Source organism: Paenibacillus sp. RUD330, assembly GCF_002243345.2.
Taxonomy (GTDB): Bacteria; Bacillota; Bacilli; order Paenibacillales; family Paenibacillaceae; genus Paenibacillus_O.
The window spans coordinates 82,561-103,459 of record NZ_CP022655.2 but is presented as its reverse complement, the minus strand read 5'-3'; the positions used below and the strand labels follow the sequence as shown (position 1 = coordinate 103,459).

Annotated in this window: 17 protein-coding genes; all 17 read right to left on the bottom strand. The window is 60.1% G+C overall.

Going from position 1 to position 20,899, the window contains the following annotated elements:
• Positions 1 to 14 precede the first annotated feature (14 nt).
• Positions 15 to 1,646 (bottom strand): anthranilate synthase component I family protein, encoded by a 1,632-nt coding sequence (locus tag CIC07_RS00460; RefSeq protein WP_076360053.1) that lies wholly within the window; start codon positions 1,644 to 1,646, stop codon positions 15 to 17.
• Between the two features lie 284 nt (positions 1,647 to 1,930).
• On the bottom strand, positions 1,931 to 2,872 hold the full coding sequence (cysK, locus tag CIC07_RS00455; protein ID WP_076360026.1) for a cysteine synthase A: 942 nt from the start codon (positions 2,870 to 2,872) through the stop codon (positions 1,931 to 1,933).
• Between the two features lie 126 nt (positions 2,873 to 2,998).
• On the bottom strand, positions 2,999 to 3,961 hold the full coding sequence (locus tag CIC07_RS00450; protein WP_076360024.1) for a peptidylprolyl isomerase: 963 nt from the start codon (positions 3,959 to 3,961) through the stop codon (positions 2,999 to 3,001).
• A gap of 14 nt (positions 3,962 to 3,975) precedes the next feature.
• Positions 3,976 to 4,893: an Hsp33 family molecular chaperone HslO gene (gene hslO / locus CIC07_RS00445; protein WP_076360022.1), complete on the bottom strand. Its 918-nt coding sequence runs from the start codon at positions 4,891 to 4,893 to the stop codon at positions 3,976 to 3,978.
• Positions 4,894 to 4,999: 106 nt separating this feature from the next.
• Entirely contained in the window at positions 5,000 to 5,776 is a 777-nt protein-coding gene (locus CIC07_RS00440; protein ID WP_076360020.1) for a type III pantothenate kinase, read from the bottom strand.
• Positions 5,777 to 5,779: 3 nt separating this feature from the next.
• Positions 5,780 to 6,676, bottom strand: coding sequence for a carboxylating nicotinate-nucleotide diphosphorylase (gene nadC, locus CIC07_RS00435; protein ID WP_442953375.1), 897 nt, complete (start codon positions 6,674 to 6,676; stop codon positions 5,780 to 5,782).
• Entirely contained in the window at positions 6,657 to 8,282 is a 1,626-nt protein-coding gene (gene nadB / locus CIC07_RS00430) for an L-aspartate oxidase (protein ID WP_076360018.1), read from the bottom strand. Before nadB ends, nadC begins: the two co-directional genes overlap by 20 nt.
• Before the next feature lie 36 nt (positions 8,283 to 8,318).
• Positions 8,319 to 9,257, bottom strand: a complete 939-nt coding sequence (gene nadA / locus CIC07_RS00425) for a quinolinate synthase NadA (protein ID WP_076360016.1) — start codon at positions 9,255 to 9,257, stop codon at positions 8,319 to 8,321.
• Between the two features lie 431 nt (positions 9,258 to 9,688).
• Positions 9,689 to 10,645, bottom strand: coding sequence for an ABC transporter permease (locus CIC07_RS00420; protein ID WP_076360014.1), 957 nt, complete (start codon positions 10,643 to 10,645; stop codon positions 9,689 to 9,691).
• Positions 10,646 to 11,728: an ABC transporter permease gene (locus tag CIC07_RS00415; RefSeq protein WP_076360012.1), complete on the bottom strand. Its 1,083-nt coding sequence runs from the start codon at positions 11,726 to 11,728 to the stop codon at positions 10,646 to 10,648.
• Positions 11,729 to 11,744: 16 nt separating this feature from the next.
• Positions 11,745 to 13,286, bottom strand: a complete 1,542-nt coding sequence (locus CIC07_RS00410) for an ABC transporter ATP-binding protein (RefSeq protein WP_076360010.1) — start codon at positions 13,284 to 13,286, stop codon at positions 11,745 to 11,747.
• A gap of 80 nt (positions 13,287 to 13,366) precedes the next feature.
• A complete protein-coding gene (locus CIC07_RS00405; protein ID WP_076360008.1) occupies positions 13,367 to 14,458 on the bottom strand; it encodes a BMP family lipoprotein in 1,092 nt (363 codons plus the stop codon).
• A gap of 329 nt (positions 14,459 to 14,787) precedes the next feature.
• Complete coding sequence (ftsH, locus tag CIC07_RS00400; RefSeq protein WP_076360006.1) at positions 14,788 to 16,833, bottom strand: ATP-dependent zinc metalloprotease FtsH; 2,046 nt, start codon at positions 16,831 to 16,833, stop codon at positions 14,788 to 14,790.
• 101 nt (positions 16,834 to 16,934) lie between these two features.
• Complete coding sequence (gene hpt / locus CIC07_RS00395; protein WP_021878939.1) at positions 16,935 to 17,474, bottom strand: hypoxanthine phosphoribosyltransferase; 540 nt, start codon at positions 17,472 to 17,474, stop codon at positions 16,935 to 16,937.
• A 54-nt stretch (positions 17,475 to 17,528) separates the two neighbouring features.
• Positions 17,529 to 18,983 (bottom strand): tRNA lysidine(34) synthetase TilS, encoded by a 1,455-nt coding sequence (gene tilS, locus CIC07_RS00390; protein WP_076360004.1) that lies wholly within the window; start codon positions 18,981 to 18,983, stop codon positions 17,529 to 17,531.
• A 247-nt stretch (positions 18,984 to 19,230) separates the two neighbouring features.
• A complete protein-coding gene (locus CIC07_RS00385) occupies positions 19,231 to 20,169 on the bottom strand; it encodes a protein kinase domain-containing protein (protein WP_076360002.1) in 939 nt (312 codons plus the stop codon).
• Positions 20,153 to 20,878 (bottom strand): vWA domain-containing protein, encoded by a 726-nt coding sequence (locus tag CIC07_RS00380; RefSeq protein ID WP_076360000.1) that lies wholly within the window; start codon positions 20,876 to 20,878, stop codon positions 20,153 to 20,155. The genes CIC07_RS00385 and CIC07_RS00380 overlap by 17 nt, the downstream gene beginning before the upstream one ends.
• Positions 20,879 to 20,899 lie beyond the last annotated feature (21 nt).

Below are 20,899 nucleotides of genomic sequence, written 5' to 3'. Positions count from 1 at the left end.
TCGATAGCCCCCTGTCAGTTGGTGTCGGATGCCGGCGCGGCATCCGCGGCACGGTGCAGCTCCGCGTATTGGAAAGCGCGCCACAGCGCTCTTGCCTTGCTGATGGATTCCTTGTATTCCCGCTCGGGGTCGGAGTCGATTACAATGCCGGCCCCGGCCTGGATATGCACTTGGCCGTCCACGACGGCCATCGTGCGGATAATAATATTAAATTCCATATCCCCGCTGTAGTCAATCCAGCCCATCGAGCCCGTATACGGACCACGGCGCACCGGTTCCAGCTCCTCGATGATTTCCATCGTGCGGATTTTGGGGGCGCCGGTAATCGTTCCCCCGGGAAACACGCCGGAGATGACATCGAATGCATCAAGCCCTTCGGCAAGACGGCCTTCCACCTGGGAAGCCATATGCATGACATGGGAGTACCGCTCCACCGCCATCAGCTCCTCCACCCGCACGCTGCCATAACTCGACACGCGCCCGAGATCGTTGCGCTCCAGGTCGACGAGCATGATATGCTCGGCGGTCTCCTTCTCGCTCGCTCTAAGCTCCCGCTCCATCGCCGCGTCCTCCTCCGGAGTGCGCCCGCGCCGTCTTGTCCCCGCGATCGGACGCGTGGCCAGCCGCCCGTCCTTCATCTCGACGAGCAGCTCCGGCGAAGCGGACACCAGCTGAAAGGCCGGCGTGCGGAGCAAGCCCATATAAGGAGAAGGATTGATGAGCCGAAGCCATTCGTACAGCTCTTCCGGAGACGTCTCCGTCCGGCACTGCTGCCTGAGCGAGAGATTGACTTGAAAGACGTCGCCCGCCGCGATGTAATCCTGGATCCGGCGGACAGCATTCATATAGCGGTCCTTGAGGAACGGGCTCGCGGCCCCTTCCGGCACATCCGCGAAAGGAGGGGCCGAGCCGTCCCCCTCCCGCTCCAGAAGCTGGCGGCGGGAATCCGCAAGCTCCGCTGCCGCACCGGATGAGGCGCTCCAGTCCGCCCATTCCCGAAGCATTTCTTCCGCCCGGATGACCGCCGCATCGTATGCGGCCCTTATGGCGCCTGCATCGGCTTGGCCGGCCAGCGGGACATGCACCGAGGCGTACAGCAGCCGCTCCTTGCGGTCGACGATCCACAGCTCGTCCAGCCGCATGAACAGATAGTCCGGCAAGCCGAGATCGTCTTCGGCCAGCTCCGGGAGACGCTCGATGGAGCGGATGATGTCATAACCCCAGAAGCCGCCGATGCCTCCGGTCCATGCCGGACCTTCTTCCGCAGGAAGCCTCGGTCCTTCCGAGCCTCGCATCCAGCGCCTGACCGCCTCCAGCGGAGCGGCCTCGAAGCGCTCGACCAGCTCGTAGTCTGCCGGCCGGCCATCCTCTCCGGTTCGAAGCCGTAGCTGTTCGGCATGACCTCCCTTGCCCTGCAGCAGCTCGGCTGGCCGCCGTCCCATATAGGTGTACCTTCCGCTTTTGCCGCTCTCCAGGACGATCGAGCACGGCCCCGCCTCCAGCCACATCGCTTCCCAGGATTCCGGCAGCAGGCCCTTCTCCGGCAGCCGCAGGCTGGCCAGCACCGGCAGAGTCGTGTACCTCTTCTCCCCGCCCAGCCAAGATTCCCACCGCTCCCAAGACGTGCATCCGATGATCTCTGCCATGGCCCCGCTTCCCCCGTTCATGCTTCGTCCTCTTCTCTATCGACTGATCGTATCCTTTTGATAGGGCAAAATCAAGCTGAAAAAGACCCCATTTCACCCTGATGGAAACCGGCTTGCCTCCGAAAGCGCTTGCCATGAAAAATACGGAACCCCTCCTCTGCGGGATGGCGTTTCCGGCCATGAAAAAACCGCCCCGCGCCATCGGTAGAGATGGCGTCGGAACGGCTTGCCCTGCATGAAGCCTCCGCCTCCGATCGTCGGCGAGCCTTCGTGTTATCCGGAACCTAGTTCTCGAAGTTGAACAGCGGCGTGCTCAGGTAGCGCTCGCCGTTGCTCGGCACGATAGCGATGACGCGCTTGCCCGGGCCCAGCTTCTTGGCGACCTGCAGCGCGGCGGAGATGGCTGCGCCGGAGCTGATGCCGACGAGCAGGCCTTCTTCCTTGGCAGCGCGGCGCGCATACTCGAAGGCTTCCTCGTTCTCGACCGTAATGACCTCATCGTAGATCTCGCGATCCAGGATGTCCGGAATGAAGTTGGCGCCGATGCCCTGGATCTTGTGGCCGCCCGGCTTGCCGCCGGACAGCAGCGGGGAGGCCGCAGGCTCGACCGCGACGATGTGGATGTTCGGGAAGTTCTTGCGCAGCACTTCGCCCGTGCCGCTGATCGTGCCGCCGGTGCCGATGCCCGCTACGAATGCGTCCAGCTTGCCGTCGTAGCCGTTGATCGCCTCGACGATCTCAGGTCCCGTCGTCTCGCGGTGGACCTTGACGTTGGCCGGGTTCTTGAACTGCTGCGGGATGAAGTAGTTCTCGTTCTCCTCCGCCAGCTGCTCCGCCTTCTTGACGGCGCCGTTCATTCCTTCCGCTCCAGGCGTCAGCACCAGCTCCGCGCCGTAAGCGCGAAGCAGGTTGCGGCGCTCAAGGCTCATCGTCTCCGGCATGACGAGCACGGAACGATAGCCCTTGGCTGCAGCAACCATGGCCAGGCCGATACCTGTGTTGCCGCTCGTCGGTTCGACGATTGTCGTCACGCCCGGCTGGATCAGACCTTGCTCTTCCGCAACGTTGATCATGCTGATGGCGATGCGGTCCTTGACGCTGGAGCCCGGGTTCTGATACTCCAGCTTCACGTACACTTCGGCGCTTCCCTCCGGCACCAAGCGGTTCAAGCGGACAAGCGGCGTATCTCCGATCAGTTCGGTTACATTCTGCACAATTCTGGCCATAGTCAACTGCCTCCTCATCTATATTCCGACTAAAATAGTAGGTTATTAGCTGTTTCTATCTTAACAAGGCCTTTCGGCCCTTGTCAATAGAATCGCGGAGGACAGCATGAACGTATCGTCATTCCGCTATCCTTTGGTCGGCTCCGATGACGGATCCGGCAGCACCGATGCCTGATAGCGCTTAAGAAGCTTCTCTTCTCCATCCTTCAGGGATCCCGCTTCGTCCAGGGCGATCATGCGCTTGACCCGCTCGCGGATGGCGGCCTTGCCAGGGTCCGGCGGCGTGATCCGCTCCAGCAGCTCAATGACCGCATAACCGCCGGCCACCTCCACGGGACCTGCGATGTCGCCGGGCTGCAGGCCGGCGGCCGCCTTGGCCGCCCCCGGGTCGAGGAATGGATCCCGCTCGTCGATCAGGCCGAGATCTCCGCCGTTCGAAGCCGTGCCTTCATCCAGCGATTCCCGCTGCGCCAGCTCCTCGAAGCCGGACCCCTGCTCCAGCTCATCCAGCACCGCAGAGGCCTTGTCCGAGTCCGGAAGGACGATCCAGCGAAGATGCAGGCGCGAGGAAGGGGAGAGCTCTGCCTCATGCTCCTTCATATAAGCGTCTACTTCCTTGTCCGGAACCTCAATGCCGCGCGTCATCCACTTTTCCAGAAGCAGGCGGTACATGACGTCGCTCCATACGTCATCCCGGCTCATGCCGAGCTGCTCCTTCATTTCCCGGTAGAAGGCGTTCTCGTCCTCGTAGCCTTCCATCTGGGAAGCCAGCTCCGACTGGATCTCCTCGGCCGACACCTCCAGGCTTCCCTTGGCGCTCTCCTGGTCCAGCGCGCTGCGCAGCATCAGCATCCTGAGCACGCTGTCTCCGTACTGCTTCTTGAGATGCTCCACCCAGTCCGAATTCCGAATCGCCTGGTCCCCGACGACAGCCGCTTCGCCGTCCGAGCCTCCGGCTCCCGCTCCAGGCATGTCGCCCGATGCGGGAGCCGACTCGGGAAGCTGCTGGAGAACAACAAAAACGGCGAGCACGATCATGCAGACCGCCTGCAAGCCGATGATTCCCTTGAGCATTTTGTCCTTGCCCATATGCCAGTCTTCCCTTACCCGTTCTTGCCGGCGGTGGCTTCTTGAAGCAGCCTTTCCAGATGAGGCTTGTCGAATCTGTAGGCCTCGTTGCAGAAGTGGCAGACGACCTCCGCCGATCCTTCCTCTTCGATCAGGTTCCTCAGCTCGGCTTCGCCCATGCTGATCAGCGTCTGCTCCACCTTCTCCGGAGAGCACTGGCAGACGAACTTCACGTCCATCGTCTCGTGCACAGTCAGCTCGTCGCCGACGACCCACCGCAGAATTTCTTCCGGGGTCTCTCCCTGATCCAGAAGGGCCGTGACATGCGGCAGCCCGCCCAGAGCGGTCTCGAGCCGCCCGATCTCCTCATCGGTCAAGCCCGGCAGCAGCTGGAGGATGAAGCCTCCTGCATGCAGGACCTTTCCGTCCACGTCCACCAGCACGCCCACTCCGACCGCCGAAGGCGTCTGCTCGGAGGAGGCGAAGTAATAGGTGAAATCCTCGCCCAGCTCGCCGGAGACGATCGGAACGCTGCCGCGATAAGGCTCCTTGAGGCCTAGATCCTTGGTGACATGGACAAATCCCGTCGTACCGACGACGCCAGCCACATCGAGCTTGCCGAGCGAATTGCTCGGCACATGCGCCTCCGGATTGTCGACATAACCGCGCACCTCGCCTTTGGCGTTGGCATCAACGACGATCTGGCCGATCGGACCGTCGCCCTTGACCTGAAGCGTCAGCTTCTCCTCGCCCTTGAGCATCATGCCCATCATCGCCCCGATCGTCGCTGTGCGTCCCAGCGCTGCGGAAGCGGTCGGGTAGGTTCCGTGACGCCGCTGCAGCTCGCCGACCAGCTCGGTCGTGCGCGCGGCGAATACGCGGACTTTGCCGCCCCATGCCGTTCCCCGGACGAGATAGTCGCCCTCGCGGGTTCCTTCCTTGTAATCGCTCATCAATGAATCCCTCCTTGTCCTCTGTTGGTTTCTTCCATGCCGTTGATGCTCAAGATTTCAGTCGATGCGCTGAATACGATCTCAATTTGCTCTTACTCTGACTTCATTAACCATGCTGGTCCTGGTTGCGCTCATAAATGATGCGCAGCCCTTCGAGCGTGAGCAGCTGGTCCACCTTCTCGATCGTCTCCGATTCCGCCGCGATCATGTCGGCCAGGCCTCCCGTCGCGATGACGCGCGGGTCGGTCCCGAACTCCTGGCGGATCCGGCGAACGATGCCGTCCACCTGTCCGGCATAGCCGAAAATGATGCCGGCCTGCATTGATGTCACCGGATTGCGGCCGATGACGCTGCGCGGCCGGACAAGCTCGATGCGCGGCAGCTTGGCCGCTTTCTGGTAGAGCGCTTCCGTCGAGATGCCGATGCCCGGCACGATGGCGCCGCCCAGATAAGCGCCGCTCGGATCGATGTAATCGAAGGTCGTCGCCGTCCCGAAATCGACGACGATGAGCGGCGAGCCGTATTTCTCGATGCCGGCGACAGAATTCACGATGCGGTCCGCTCCGACCTCGCGCGGATTCTCGTACCGGATGTTGAGACCCGTCTTGATGCCGGGACCGATGACAAGAGGGGAGTGCCGAAGGTAGTTGACCGACAGCTGCTCCAGCGTCCTCATGAGCGGCGGCACGACCGAAGAGACGACGACTCCGTCGATGGCATCGATGGAGATGCCGGCGAACTGGAAGAAGTTGTACACCATCATGCCGTACTCGTCGCTCGTCGCCGAGCGGTTGGTGCTCATGCGCCAGTGATGGAGCAGCTCCTGTCCGCGGTAGATGCCGAGCACGATATTCGTATTGCCTACGTCGATGACGACAATCACGGCTTACGACCTCCCCTTCTTGCCGCCCAGGTCGAGGCTGATATCGAGAGCTTCGAACGAATACGTGAGGGCTCCGACGGAAATGATGTCCACGCCGGTCTCGGCGATGGCCCGGATCGTATCCAGCCGCACCCCGCCCGACGCTTCCGTCAGGACATGGGGAGAACGGCTCTTGATCAGGCGGACAGCCTCCGCCATGAGCTCCGGCTTCATATTGTCGAGCATGATGATGTCCGCGCCGCAGTCCAAGGCTTCGCCGACCTGCTCCAACGATTCCGTCTCGACCTCGATCTTCATCGTGTGCGGGATGGCGGCACGGGACGCGGTCACGGCCGCCGTGATGCCGCCCGCTCCCTTGATATGGTTGTCCTTGATCATGACGGCGTCGTACAAGCCGAAGCGGTGATTGGCTCCGCCGCCGACGCGGACGGCGTACTTCTCCAGCATCCGGTGGCCCGGAGTCGTCTTGCGGGTGTCGACCAGACGCGTCGGAAGCCCGTCCAGGATATTGACAAAGCGGCTCGTCTTGGTCGCAATGCCCGACAATCGCTGCATCAGATTGAGCGCGAGGCGCTCGCCCGTCAGGATGCTGTGCGTGCTGCCTTCCACTTCCGCGATGACCGTGCCGGCCTCAACCCGGTCGCCATCCTGCACATGGGCCGTGAAGGCAAGGGACGGATCGACGACGGAGAAGACGGTCTGCGCGACGGGCAAGCCGGCGATAATGCCGTCCTCCTTGACGTGGATGACGGCTTTCATGACGCTGCCGGCCGGAATCGTCGTGCGGGTCGTCACATCCCCGGTGCCGATATCCTCGGCCAGCCAGCTTTGAATGCTGTCCCGAAGACTTTTATCATAACCGCCGAGGCCTAGGTCGGCCTCAAATCGCTGATCCATCATATACCGATTCCTCCGTAATGCCCTGCACTCGGTGCAGAACCGTATGTTTGCGCCAATTGCGGTCATCCCGCTGAGGATGGTCCACCCGGTAATGCGCGCCGCGGCTTTCCTCGCGGGCAGCCGCGGACTCTGCGGTCAGCATGGAGATGGTCAGCAGATTGGCGAACTCGAAATCTTCCCATTTGGCCATGACCGACGAAAGGAACGGCAATTGCCTCTTCAGCTCGACAAGCCCTTGGGCGAGGCTGTCCGAGCTGCGGCGCAAGCCGACATAACGAACCATGACCTTCTGCAGCTTGAGCCGCTTCTCCACGACCGCCTGCCGCGAAATGGCGCTATGCTCTTCCTTTTCTTCCCGTACATGAACCGCGCCCTCAAGCGGCGGCAGCTCCTCGATGCGGTGGATGATGCGGCGCCCGAACACGATCGCCTCCGACAGCGAGTTGCTCGCCAGCCGGTTCGCGCCATGCACCCCGGTCGAAGACACTTCGCCGCAGGCGAAGAGGCGGGAGAGGTTCGTCTCTCCGTTCAGATCGGTCTTGACGCCGCCCATCGTATAATGAGCCGCCGGAGCGACCGGAATCCAGTCCGTCGTCAGATCGAGCCCGTATTGCAGGCAGGTTTCGTAGATCGTCGGGAACCGGTGGCGGATCATCTCCTCCGACTCATGCGTCACGTCCAGATAGACGAACGTCGACCGCGTCTGCTCCAACTCGCTGACGATGGCATTGGCCACGACGTCGCGAGGGGCCAGCTCCAGCTGCGGATGGTAGCGCTCCATGAAGCGGTCGCCGCGGATGTTGCGCAGAACGGCCCCTTCTCCGCGGACGGCCTCCGAGATGAGGAAGCGGGGCGCGCCCGGGTAACAAAGCGTTGTCGGATGGAACTGGATGAATTCCATATCCCTTATGTAGGCTCCGGCACGATAAGCCATTGCGACGCCGTCTCCGGTCGCCACTTCCGGATTGGTCGTATACCGGAACATCTGTCCCGTGCCGCCGGTGCACAGAATCGTCGCCTTGCCGCGCACGAACACCCGGCTGCCGTCCGGCTTCTGCACAAGAGCGCCGCAGCATTCATTGTCACGCGTGATGAGATCGATGGCGAAATGGTCGTCCCAAACCTCGATCCTCTCGGCTGCCATCGCCTTCTCCGACAAGGCGCGGACGATCTCGAAGCCGGTCGCGTCGCCGTTGGCGTGCAGGATGCGCCGCTGGCTGTGCGCGCCCTCCTTCGTCAGGGCGAACTCCCCGTTCTCCAGGTCGAATTGGGTGCCCATGCCGATCAGGCTGCGCACGCCCTTGGGCCCTTCATGCACCAGCACCTCCACAGCGTCGCGGTCGCATAATCCGGCGCCGGCCACGAGCGTATCCTCCAGATGGAAGTCGGGAGAATCCTCGTCGGAGATGACGGCGGCGATGCCTCCCTGCGCGTAGCGAGTGTTGCTGTCCATGAGCGATTTCTTGGTGATCATCAGGACCGAGTTCCGTTCGCTGGCCCGTATAGCGGTAAAAAGACCGGCAATGCCGGCCCCGATGACGATGACATCTTTCTCCACGACAGGCAGCTCGTCGAGATTCAGATCGACTAAATATCTAGGTATCATAGGTGCAAGCTCCTCCGGACATGGGAGTAGCGCATGCTACTTCACCAGCAGCATGCGCTCCAGGGACAGACGCGCCTTGTCGGCAACGGCATCCGGCACATAGATTTGCGGAGACATGTTTTCCAGGCAGCGCACAAGCTTCTTGAGGTTGTTGACCTTCATGTTGGGGCATACCAGGTATTTGGTCGCGAAATGGAACGTCTTGCCCGGGCTGTCCAGACGAAGCTGGTAGCCGGTGCCGTCCTCGGTTCCGACGATGAATTCCTTATTGGGCGATTCCTTACAATATTTAATGATGGCCGTCGTGCTTCCGACAAAATCGCCGAGCTCGACGACTTCCGGACGGCATTCGGGATGGACGACAAATTCCGCGTTCGGGTATTTGGCCTTCATCTCCTCGACGTCCTTGACGGTCAGCATGTCATGGGTATTGCAGTAGCCTTCCCAGATGATCATCTTCTTGTCGGTCTTCTGCTGGACATAATGGCCCAGGTTCTTGTCCGGCACCCAGATGATCTCGTCGCTGTCGACCGAGTTGACGACCTTCACGGCGTTGGCCGACGTGCAGCAAATATCCGTCTCCGCCTTGATCTCGGCCGAAGAGTTGATATAGGTGACGACCTTCGCATTGGGATGCTGCGCCTTCAGCTTGCGCAGGCCCTCGACATTGACCATGTCGGCCATCGGGCAGCCGGCCCGCTCGTCGGGAATAATGACGGTCTTGCCCGGAGCCAGAATCTTGGCGCTCTCGCCCATGAAGTGGACGCCGCAGAATACGATCGTTTCCGCGTCGGTTTCTGCCGCCTTTTGCGCCAGCAGGAACGAGTCGCCCCGGAAATCGGCAACCTCTTGAATTTCATCCCTCTGATAATAGTGGGCGAGAATGATGGCGTTGCGTTCCTTCTTCAGCTGCAGCAGCCTCTCGCGCAGTTCCCGGTTCTGTTCGGCCTTGCGCTCCAGAGCCAAAGCTTCCACGTCGATCCATCTCCTTCAAAGGCCTCGCTGCCATGCGTAGACGCAAGCGCGGACCCGTTATAGTATGCTCAACCATCCGGATATTCCATGCCGGATGCCCCTTTTAACTCGTGAAATGATTCACAATGTTGATAAGATGTGGCGATTCAGTAACACCTAATTTACACCCCTGCTCCGAGGCTGTCAACCAAGGAATTTTGCTTGCGGAGCCGCGGTTTCCAAGGATAACCGGCTGTCTGGAGCCTATAGCTCCCTTCGTTGAAAATGGGTGCGGAGCGCTCCGTCGGTTCCTTGTCCGACGCCTTTTTCTGCCGTACCATTCCATGTATCGGCCAACAAGGCCTTTACTCCTGCCTGAATTGGCGGTCCCAATCCGAACCAGGCTGCAAAAAAGCCTCTTGCATAAGGATGCAAGAGGCAGTTGATCGATATTAACGCTTGCCGGGATCGTAAGGCTCTCCCGCCGCCGCCGGAGCGCGGTTTTTGCCCGCCGCAAACGCGAGCAGCAGAAGTGTGAGCACGTAAGGCAGCATGTACAGGAACTCGTTCGGAATGGCCTTGGACCATTCGAACAGCTGGGCCTGGAAGCGCAGCGCCTGGGCAAAGCCGAAGAACAAGGCCGCCCCTGCCGCGCCGATCGGATGCCAGCGCCCGAAGATGATCGCCGCGATCGCGATGAAGCCCTGGCCGCTGATCGTCGTGTGGGAGAAATCGTACGTCGTCGTCAGCGAGATCGCCGCGCCGCCGAGACCGGCGAACGCGCCGCTCAGCATGACGCCGATGTAGCGGTACTTCGTGACGCTGATGCCGACGGTGTCCGCCGCGCCCGGATGCTCGCCGACGGCGCGCAGGCGCAGGCCGAAGCGGGTCCGGTACAGGACGAACCAGCTCAGGAACACGAGCACGTAGCAGATGTACGTGGTCGGATAGGCCTTGAACAGCGCTTCGCCGATGAACGGGATATCGGACAGGCCCGGAATGTTCCATTTGGTGAAGGCGATGCCGGTCAGGTTCTCCGACTGGCCCTGGCCGTCGAACAGGCTCTTGACCAGATAGATGGTCGCGCCCAGAGCAAGGATATTGATGACGACCCCGATAATGACCTGGTTGGCCTTCAGCGTGATGGAAGCCACCGCATGCAGCAGGGAGAAGATGACGCCGCAGACGACCGCCATGAGGAGGCCGAACCAAGGCGAGCCGCCGCCAAAGCCCCATTCGCTGGAGAAATACGTGAACACGGCAGCGCTGAACGCTCCGACGATCATGAGGCCTTCAAGGCCGATGTTGACGACGCCGGAGCGCTCCGAGAAGATGCCGCCGAGCGCGGCCAGAATCAGGGCGGTCGAGAAGACCAGCGTCGTGTTGATCAGCTGAGCCAAAAGATCCATTTACGCCGCCCCCTTCTTTTCTTCCCGCCGTTTTTTGAAGAACGGCTTGAGGAACCATTTGACGATGCCGTGGCTGGCCACGAAGAAGATGACCGAGCCGATGACGATCCGGATGATCTCGTTCGGAACCTCAAGCTCGAAGTTCATGCCTTGCGAGCCGTAGCTGAGGAAGCCGAACAGAATCGCGCCGAACACGATGCCGAACGGGTTGTTGCCGCCGAGCAGGGAAACGGCGATGCCGTCGAATCCGTAGCCTGGCTGGGCGTTCATGACCGCCATGGACTTGAACACGCCGAGAATCTCGAAGGCTCCGCCGAGACCGGCGAAGGCGCCGGAGATCATCATCGCCTTGACGATGCTGCCCTTGACGTTGATGCCCGCGTAGAAAGCGGCATCGGCGTTGTGGCCGCTGGCGCGAAGCTCATACCCTTGGCGGGTCTTCCAAAGAATGTAGTAGAAAATGCCAGAGCAAAGCAGGGCGATGACCGTGCCCCAATGGACGCGGGCATTGTCCATCAGAGCGGACAGCCAGTCGATGGATGCCGAAGCCGACGGCAGCACATCCTGGGAGCGGTTCTGCCCTTTCTCGATCATGACGACGCGAACCATGAAGTTGGCGAAGTAATAAGCGATCCAGTTCAGCATGATCGTCGAAATGACTTCGTTGATTCCGCGGGTCGCTTTGAGCCAGCCGGCAAGGCCCGACCAGATCGCGCCCGCGAGACCGCCTGCCAGAACGGCCAGCGGAAGATGGATGAACCAGGGCAGATCGGTGTTGATGCCGACCCATGTGGCGGCCGTCATTCCCATGATGAACTGGCCTTCCGCACCGATGTTGAACAGTCCCGCGCGGAATGCGAACGCAACCGACAAGCCGGTGAAGATCAGCGGCGTCACCTGGCGGATAGCTTCGCCGAAGTCGTAGGTGGTTCCGAAAATTTTGACCAGCATGGCTTTATAGGCTTCGAAAGGGTTGAATCCGCCCATCCACATGACGATGGCGCCGACGATCAGGCCGAGAATAATGGCCAGAATCGGAACATAGGTGGACTGTTTCGTAAAGATTTGATTGAGACGCTGCATCCGTTGTCCTCCTGTCTCAGCCTGTATGGCCGGCGGCGGCTCCCATGGCGTTGCCCGCCATCATGAGTCCGATTTGCTCTTCGTTTTTCTCGTCCGCTTCCATCTGGCCCATGAACCGTCCCTCATAGATGACCGCAAGGCGGTCGGAGAGGCCGTACAGCTCCTCCAGCTCGAAGGAGACGAGAAGCACTGCCTTGCCTTCGTTGCGGGCTTCGATCAGCTGCTTGTGCACGAATTCGATGGCGCCGACGTCCAGGCCGCGAGTCGGCTGCACGGCGATGATCAGCTCCGGGTTGCGGGTAAGCTCCCGGGCGATGATCGCCTTCTGCTGGTTGCCGCCCGACAAGGAGCGGGCTTCCGTATGGATGCCGGACATCCGCACGTCGAACTGCTCTGCGAGCTTCTTGGCGTTCTGGTCCATCGCCTTGTAGTTCAATAACCCTTTGTGGGTGAAAGGCTCTTTGTAGTAGTTGTTCAACACCATGTTCTCGCTGACGCTGAAGTCGAGCACGAGACCGTGCTTGTGCCTGTCCTCGGGAATATGCGATACGCCGGCTTCCGTCACCGTACGTACGGAGGTTCCCAGCAATTCCTTGCCGAGCACCTTCACCGAGCCGCCGCTTGCCTTGCGCATGCCGGTAATCGCCTCGATGAGCTGCGTCTGTCCGTTGCCGTCGACGCCGGCGATGCCGAACACTTCTCCTGCGCGGATGTCGAAGGTGACATGGTCGACGACCGGCTTGCCGTGCTCTCCCGGAACGACCAGATCCTTCACTTCCAGCACCGGCTTGCCCGGCTTGCTCTTCTGCTTGTCCACTTGGAAGCTGACCGAACGGCCGACCATCATTTCCGCCAGCTGGCGCTCGTTGGATTCCTTCACGGAAACGCTGCCGATGACCTTGCCGCGCCGGATGACGGTGCAGGTGTCCGCAATCTCCATGATTTCCTTGAGCTTATGCGTGATGAGAATGATCGATTTGCCTTCGCGGGCCAGATTGCGCAGAATGACGATCAGCTCTTCGATCTCCTGAACGGTCAGAACGGCTGTCGGCTCGTCGAAGATCAGGATGTCCGCGCCGCGGTAAAGCGTCTTCAGAATTTCGACCCTCTGCTGCATGCCGACGGTGATAGCCTCGATCTTGACGCGGGGATCCACCTTCAGGCCGTACTGTTCGGATATTTGCTTCACGCGTTCATTGGCGCTCTTGATATCAATTGTCGCGCCTTTGGTAGGCTCGTTGCCCAGAATGATATTCTCCGCTACTGTAAAAGGCTTGACCAGCTTGAAGTGCTGATGGACCATGCCGATCCGCAGCTCGATCGCCTTGCCGGCACCATCGATGACCACGGGGCTTCCGTTGATTTCGATATGCCCCTCGTCAGGCTGATAGAGCCCGAAAAGGATATTCATGAGAGTCGACTTGCCGGCGCCGTTCTCTCCTAGAAGGGCGTGGATCTCTCCCTTTCTAAGCTGCAGGCTGATGTTGTCGTTCGCGACAATGCCGGGAAATCTCTTGGTGATTCCTTTCAGTTCTGCTACGATCGGCCTTTGCTCCATCCTTGCATCTCCTTCCCTTTTACGGCAAAAAGAACAAGGCCGGCTCTAGAAGCTGGCCTTGTCTTTGGGCTCGGGCAATCTTACTTGCTTGGCGCTGTCGGTACCGTGATTTCTCCGCCCGTAATTTTCGCTTCGTACTCTTTTACTTTGGCCATTACGTCCTCAGGAACGTTAGGGTTGTTCTCCGGAAGGCCTACGCCGCCGTCTTTCAGGCTCAGCGTACGGGTCGATCCGCCTTCGAATTTGCCGTCGGCCAGATCTTTGGAAACCATTTCCACCGCTTGGTCAACGCGCTTGACCATGGAAGTCAGCGTGATGTCGTTGCCGAAGTCGACGGATTGGTCTTTGTCGACGCCGATAACCCATACTTTTTGGCCTTTGCTGACGCGCTCTTTGGCTTCGGTGAAGACGCCGTTGCCGCTGCCGCCTGCTGCATGGTAGATGATGTCGGCGCCGTCGTTGTAGATCGTAGCCGCTGCCGCTTTGCCAAGGTCAGGCTTCGTGAAGTCGCCCACATAGCTGACTTTTACCGTAGCGTCCGGATTGACAGCTTTGACGCCAGCCGTGAAGCCGGCTTCGAATTTGCCGATCAGGTCGCCTTCAACGCCGCCGACGAAACCGACTTTGTTCGTCTTGGTCGTCAGGCCGGCAACGACGCCGACGAGGAAGGAGCCTTCGTTCTCGGCGAACATGACGGATTCAACGTTGGGAGCGTCAACGACGGAGTCGATGCTCGCGAGCTTCGCATCCGGGTTTTGCTTGGCCACGTTGGTCATCGCTTTATTCATCATGAAGCCGATGCCCCAAGTAAGGTCGTAACCGCCTTTGATCAGCGTGTTCAGGTTCGGCTCGAAGTCGGCGTCGCCCTTCGATTCAAGAGCCTTGACTTTGATGCCGGTGTCCTTCTCGAGCTTCTGAAGGCCTTCCCAAGCGGATTGGTTGAACGACTTGTCGTTGATGCCGCCGCCGTCCGTAACCATGCCGATCTTGAGCTTGGAGTAGTCGGCGTTGGAGCCGCCTGCATTCTCCGTATTGGCAGGTGTGTTGGAACCCGCTGCTCCGCCCGCATTCTCGGAGTTGTTATTGTTCTTCGAACCGCAACCGGAAACAACGAGCATCATAGCGAGCGCAGATACACTCAGTACTTGGAACGGCTTGCTTGTCCATTTCATCTGTGTATTTCTCCCCTGTCCTATACGTTTTGATTGGATATAGTTATTATAGCCTATAATCAATAAGAGTCAATGAGAAAGTGTTATTAAAACTTACACCGTGAAAGCATTTACATCCGAATAATCCAAAGCTTTTTCATTTTTCATGAAATAAATTGGATAAATATGACGACTATTCATCTGTAAAACTTACATAGCCCTTACAGAGCAGATTACTCCAACCCTGTTACCTTTCCCTCACCCTCGGATATTATACCGGACCGCCTGAACATAAGCAACAGCCCTCATGCACAATTGTGCATGAGGGCTGCAAGGTTTCAAGCGATGATTTAGACTTTGTCCGGACCGCTGCCGGTTCCGTCTCCGCCGATGTCGGAGCCGCCCGTGTTGGCGTCCGTAATGCTCTCGCCAGAAGTCGATCCTTCACCGGGATCGCGAGGCTGGATGCGGACCTTGACACCGCCGATCGTGTCGATCATAGGCTCGCCGGAAGGCTCTTCGCCGCCTGCGTCGCCGCTGCCGGAACCGTCGCCGTTCTCGGAGCCGGTCTCGATCAGGTTGCGGATCTGCTCCAGGTCGAGCGTCTCGAGGCGAAGCAGCGTCTGGGCGATCAGATGCACTTCCTTGCTCTTCTCGGTAAGCAGCTGCTTCGCGCGGTTATAGCTCTCGTTGATGAAGTTCTGCATCTCCTGGTCGATCTCGTAAGCGATCTTGTCGGAGTAGTTCTGCTCGTGGCCGATATCCCGTCCAAGGAATACCTGGCCTTGCGTGCTGCCGAACTGCATCGGGCCGAGCTTGTCGCTCATGCCGTATTCCATGACCATGCTGCGGACGATGCCTGTCGCTTGCTTGAAGTCGCTGTAGGCGCCGGTTCCGATTTCTCCGATGAACAGCTCCTCGGCTACGCGGCCGCCCAGCAAGCCGGTGATCTTGTCGAGCATTTCCTGCTTGGTGATGAGCATGCGGTCTTCCTTGGGAAGCATGATGACATAACCGCCGGCGCGTCCGCGAGGAATGATCGTGACCTTGTGCACCATGTCGGCATTCTCCAGAAAGTAGCCGATGATGGTGTGGCCCGCCTCGTGGTAAGCGACGATGCGCTTCTCGCGATCGCTGATGACGCGGCTCTTCTTCTCCGTGCCTACGATGACGCGGTCGATCGCTTCATCGACCTCGGTCATGCCGATATCCTTCTTGTTGCGTCTTGCCGCTAGCAGGGCCGCTTCATTGAGAAGGTTCTCGAGATCGGCGCCGGTAAAGCCCGTCGTCCGCTTCGCGATGATGTCCAGCTTGACGTCCTTGTTGAGCGGCTTGTTGCGCGCATGGACTTTGAGGACGGCCTCGCGTCCTTTTACATCCGGGCGGTCGACCGTGATCTGACGGTCGAAGCGGCCTGGACGAAGCAGCGCGGGATCCAGAATGTCCGGACGGTTGGTGGCGGCTACGATGATGATGCCTTCGTTGGCGCCGAAGCCGTCCATCTCGACGAGCAACTGGTTGAGCGTCTGCTCGCGCTCGTCATGTCCGCCGCCGAGGCCTGCGCCCCGCTGGCGTCCGACAGCGTCGATCTCGTCGATGAAGATGATGCAAGGCGCGTTCTTCTTGGCGTTCTCGAACAGGTCGCGGACGCGGGATGCGCCTACGCCGACGAACATCTCGACGAAGTCCGAGCCGGAGATGCTGAAGAACGGAACTCCGGCTTCGCCTGCGACAGCGCGGGCCAGGAGCGTCTTGCCGGTACCCGGAGGGCCCACCAGCAGCACGCCTTTAGGAATGCGGGCGCCGACTGCGGCGAACTTGCGCGGATCCTTGAGGAATTCGACGACCTCGACGAGCTCCTGCTTCTCCTCGTCGGCGCCGGCGACATCCTCGAACGTGACCCGCTTCTTCTCTTCGTTATACAAACGGGCTTTGCTCTTGCCAAAGTTCATGACCTTGCCGCCGCCGCCCTGTGCCTGATTGATCAGGAAGAAGAACAGGATGAAGATGATCACGAACGGAATGATGGAGGTCAGGAATGTAAGCCAGATGCTCTGGCCTTTCATTTTCTTGTACTCGATCTGGATCCCGTTCTTCAAGGCTGTATCCGAAATCTGCTTGGAGGTGTATTCCTCCGCGTTTGTGTAGGTGAAGAACTTGAGCGAATTGCTTTCAGACCCCGCTGGCGTTTTCTTGTATTCACCGGTCACCAGATACGTGTAACTGTCGAATTGAACCGTCAGCTTGTCGATGTTGTCAGCCTGGAGCTGCTGTTGGAACTCGTCGTAACGAATCTGGGTGCTGTTTTCGTCCTGATTGCTGATGAATTGGACAATTCCGACGGTTACCAGGAAAATAAGCAGGTAAAATCCAGTGTTCCGGATGATTCGATTCATCCCCTACCTCCTCTCAAGACGCTTCAAATATTTTACCATAGCCTGTCTGACCATCTCAACAGAACCCCGGTTCAGGGCAGGCAAGGGAAATCGCAAAGGGGCTATTTGGTGTAGACTTCCGGTTTCAGGATGCCGATGTAAGGGAGATTGCGGTAGTATTCCGCATAATCGAGGCCGTATCCGACGACGAAAGCATCCGGAAGCGTGAAGCCGGTATAGTCGGCATCAAGATCGACCGAGCGTCCAGACGGCTTGTCGAAGAGGGTGACGACCGTGACGGACTTGGCGTTGCGCCGCTCCAGCACGTCGATCAGATAGCTGAGCGTGAGCCCGCTGTCGATGATGTCCTCCACGATCAGCACGTCGCGGCCTTCCACGGAGACGTCCAGATCCTTGATGATCTTGACGACCCCGGAGGATTTCGTGGAAGCTCCATAGCTCGATACGGCCATGAAGTCCATCTCCAGAGGGACGCGTATTTCCTTAACCAGGTCCGCCATGAAAATAAACGCACCCTTGAGCACGCAGATGACAAGCGGGTTGCGGCCCTCGTAATCGCCGGTCAGAATCTCTCCGAGCTCCTTGACCTTCCTCTGGATCTCTTCCTCGCTGTGCAGAATCTCTTGAATGTCGTTATGCAAGTTGTGTTCCTCCCGATGACCTTAATCCTATATTTATGAATCCAATAAGCCTGGTTATTCTCCATTCTCTTCGCCGCCGAAGCCGAGGGCGACAATCGGCGCCGATTCGACGACGAGCAGCCGCCGGGTGTCGGGCTCCGCCGCAGCTTCGGCCGAGCGGCGGATGCCCGGAATCCAAAGGATTGTTCCCTCGCCGTCGCACAGAAGCGGCAGCAAGTCCCTGCGGGACGGCGGAACCTTGGCGTCAACGAACATATCTTGCACCTTTTTGGTGCCGTTTAGTCCCATCGCGCTCATCCGGTCGCCCGCCCTGCGGGGCCGCACGGCGAGAGGAAGCGACAGCTTATCCAGGTCGAATACGGCGCGGTGCGGACCCGCCTGCGCCGCCGCCTTCCCGTGCGCTTCCCCGTCCAGAGCCTCCAGCGTCCGGAATGCAAACAGAAGGCCCGCCTCTTCAAGCACGAGCCGTCCTTCCAGCGGAGCCTCGCGTTCCTCCAGGGCTGCCTTCACGGCGGGGCGCCGCTCCCAGGAGAGCTGCCCGTACTCCCGGCGGAAGCGCAGCCCGCGGGAGAGGTCGATGCGCCAGTTGGACGGCTTCGCCGCCAGGGCGCCAAGACGTATATTCTCCACCTCTTCAAACCCGGTGGGTTCCTTTTCCAGAGCGAGATAATCTAATATTAGTTTAATCAATCTCCTTTGTAAAGCGACGTGGAGACCCGCCAAATCCGCGCCCCGCATCGTCATTCCGCCTGCGGTGGAGGCGACCAGGGACCGGTGGAGGGACTCCGTTTCCCGGTCCAGGAAATCGGCTTCCGCCGAGGCGGCCTCGGCAAGCCGGCACAGCGACGGCCGCAGCCTGGCGTTGAATCGCTCCAGCGAAGGAATCGCTTCGAGCCGCACGGCGTTGCGGAAGTAATCCGGATGCTCGTTGCTGCTGTCCGTGAAGGAAGGAACGCCGAAGCGGCGGCAATAATCCAGGAGGTCCGACTTGCCTATACGCAGGAGAGGACGGATAAGTTCCACTCCCCCTTCGCTGCGCCGGGGCGCAATGCCCGCCAGGCCGGACGGCGCCGTGCCCCGGATGATCCGCATCAGCACCGTTTCCGCCTGGTCGTCCGCATGGTGGGCAAGCGCGATCGCCGACGCCCCGTGGGCTGCCGCGGCTTCATGCAGGAACTTGTAGCGCAGCTTGCGGGCCGCATCCTGCTTGTTGCCGCCTCTGCTCTCCAGATAAGCCGGCACATCCAGCTCCGCGGAGTAAAAAGGGATGCCGAGCCGTTCGGCGAATGCCCGCACTCCCTCATGCTCGGACCTCGACTCCTCCGGCCTGAAGCCGTGATTCGCATGGGCCGCCCCAAGCCGCAGCTCCCAGCGCGCGGCAGCCGCATGGAGCGCATGCAGCAGAGCCATGGAATCAGGTCCGCCGCTGACGGCGACGACGATCGCGGCCCCCCGTTCCCATAGCCGCTCCTTGAATGCGCGCTCCAGCTCCTCGTCCAGCCTCTCCATGCTCCAACCCTCCCGCTGCTTGCTTCATCCTCGCGTCCCGCTTCTTTCCGGCCCTTTCGAACGTTCAGAGCTCCTTTTGAATTGTTCCAGCTCTTTGAGAACCCTTAAATACTCTTTGAGAACCCCTGGAGCTCTTTCAGAACCTTTTACAGCTTTCAGAAGGACCTGGCGCTTTTCAGACTCTTTAAGCTTCTTCAATACCTTTCTCAGAACCCGTCAGGCTCCCTGGCTTGAACAAAGCCTTTCCTTAGCCTTGTCCGAGCAGCAGCCAGTACAGCACCGCGGCGAGAGCTCCGGACGACAGCAGGAACAGCGCCTTCGTCCAGCCCGGGACGGCGCCTGCCCGCTTCCTCGGGCCGCCCCCCGTCCCGATTCTCCGCATGACGACGCTCCATGCAGCTCCAGCCTCCTCCGCATTCCGGAAGCCGCCGGCAAAAGCCCTTTCCAGCCAGCCTGCGAACGGACGCAGCTCCGGGCTTTCCGAGGCAAGCTTCAGCAGCTCCTGCGGCGAGCGGTTTTGCGGCAGGGTGCCGGCCGTATGGCGGTAGAGCGCCTTTTCCTGAAACAGCTGGACGCACAGCACCCCGAAGGAGAAAAGGTCGTAAGCCGCATCCGAGGCGCGAGTGCCCGCATTCCAATAGCCGCGGTCGTAAATCTCCGTGAACTGGCGGATGCTCTTGCCGAACGCTGTGACGCCGCCGTAATCGACCAGCTCCACATGCCCGTATTCGGCCGCAAGGATATTGTCCATCTTGAGATCGCCGAAGGCCCATCCCGACTCATGCAGCTCGGCCAGCCGCTGCAGCAGGTTGTAGCCCGCGATCGGAAACCATTCCGGTCCCCGGGCAGCAAGAAAGGCGGGGAGCTTCGTTCCCCGCACATATTTCATCACATAGAACGGATATTCCTTGCCGCCTGCGAGCTTCAAATCGTCGACGTCATGCAGGAAAGGCTCGGCCCGGCTCCCGGCCCGGCCTTCCAGCGCCTGCAGCACGTTGATCTCGGACTGCAGGTCGACCGTATCCGAGCCGACCTTCAGCGCCAGCAGGCGCCGATCCCGCTCGACCAGGTACACCTTGCCGTTGGCCCCTTCTCCGAGCATGCGCTCGACCCGGTAGCGGCGCTTGCGCCACTTGCCGGTAATGACCATCCCTTTATCCAAATGAAGCTTAAACGACGTATCCACTCATCATCCCGTCCTCTTCGCCGCCCCGCCTCCGGTCGTCCCTGCCGCGATAATGCTCGATGACCTGCAGCAGGGCGGGGCCAGTCGGCGTCGTGCCGCGCATCTGCAGCTTGGGAAACAGAGACTGCACGCCGCTCAGATTGGTCGTCCAGTCCAGATCCAGGGAAGCGTCGTCGCCATGCCCATTGCCTGGGAAATGAAAGACGGACAGCTCGCTGATTCCCTGCCTCGACTGCAGGCTGAGCATCAGGTCGCGGATGGCTTCTTCCACGGCCGCCATCTTGGGCTTCATGCTGGCGCTGGCGTCGATGAGCAGCGCGACCCGCAGCTTGCTCGTCTCTCCGAGCTCGTCCATCACGCGCACGACCTCGCTGCGCTTCTCCGGCGGCAGCTCCTCGATGGCGCCTTCGCCGCCGAGCACCGACTTCAGTTCCTTCTGCACGACCTGCTGAATCGTCTGCACAACGGTTTTGCGCGTCATCATCTGCACCGTCTGCGACAGCTGGCGGGTGTTCGCCATCCGGCTCATGCCGCCGCCCGCATGGGCGATCTCCTGAATTTCCTTGGCTCCGTATTCGCCGAGGTCCCCGCCGTCGAGCACGCCGACCACATTCACCGTGATGCCGTCCGACAGCGCCTGAGCGGCCGCGACGACGGGGCTGAGACCGACATTGGAGCAGCCGTCCGTTATAAGCAGAATTTGTTTCATGATTTACCCTCCAGAACTTGG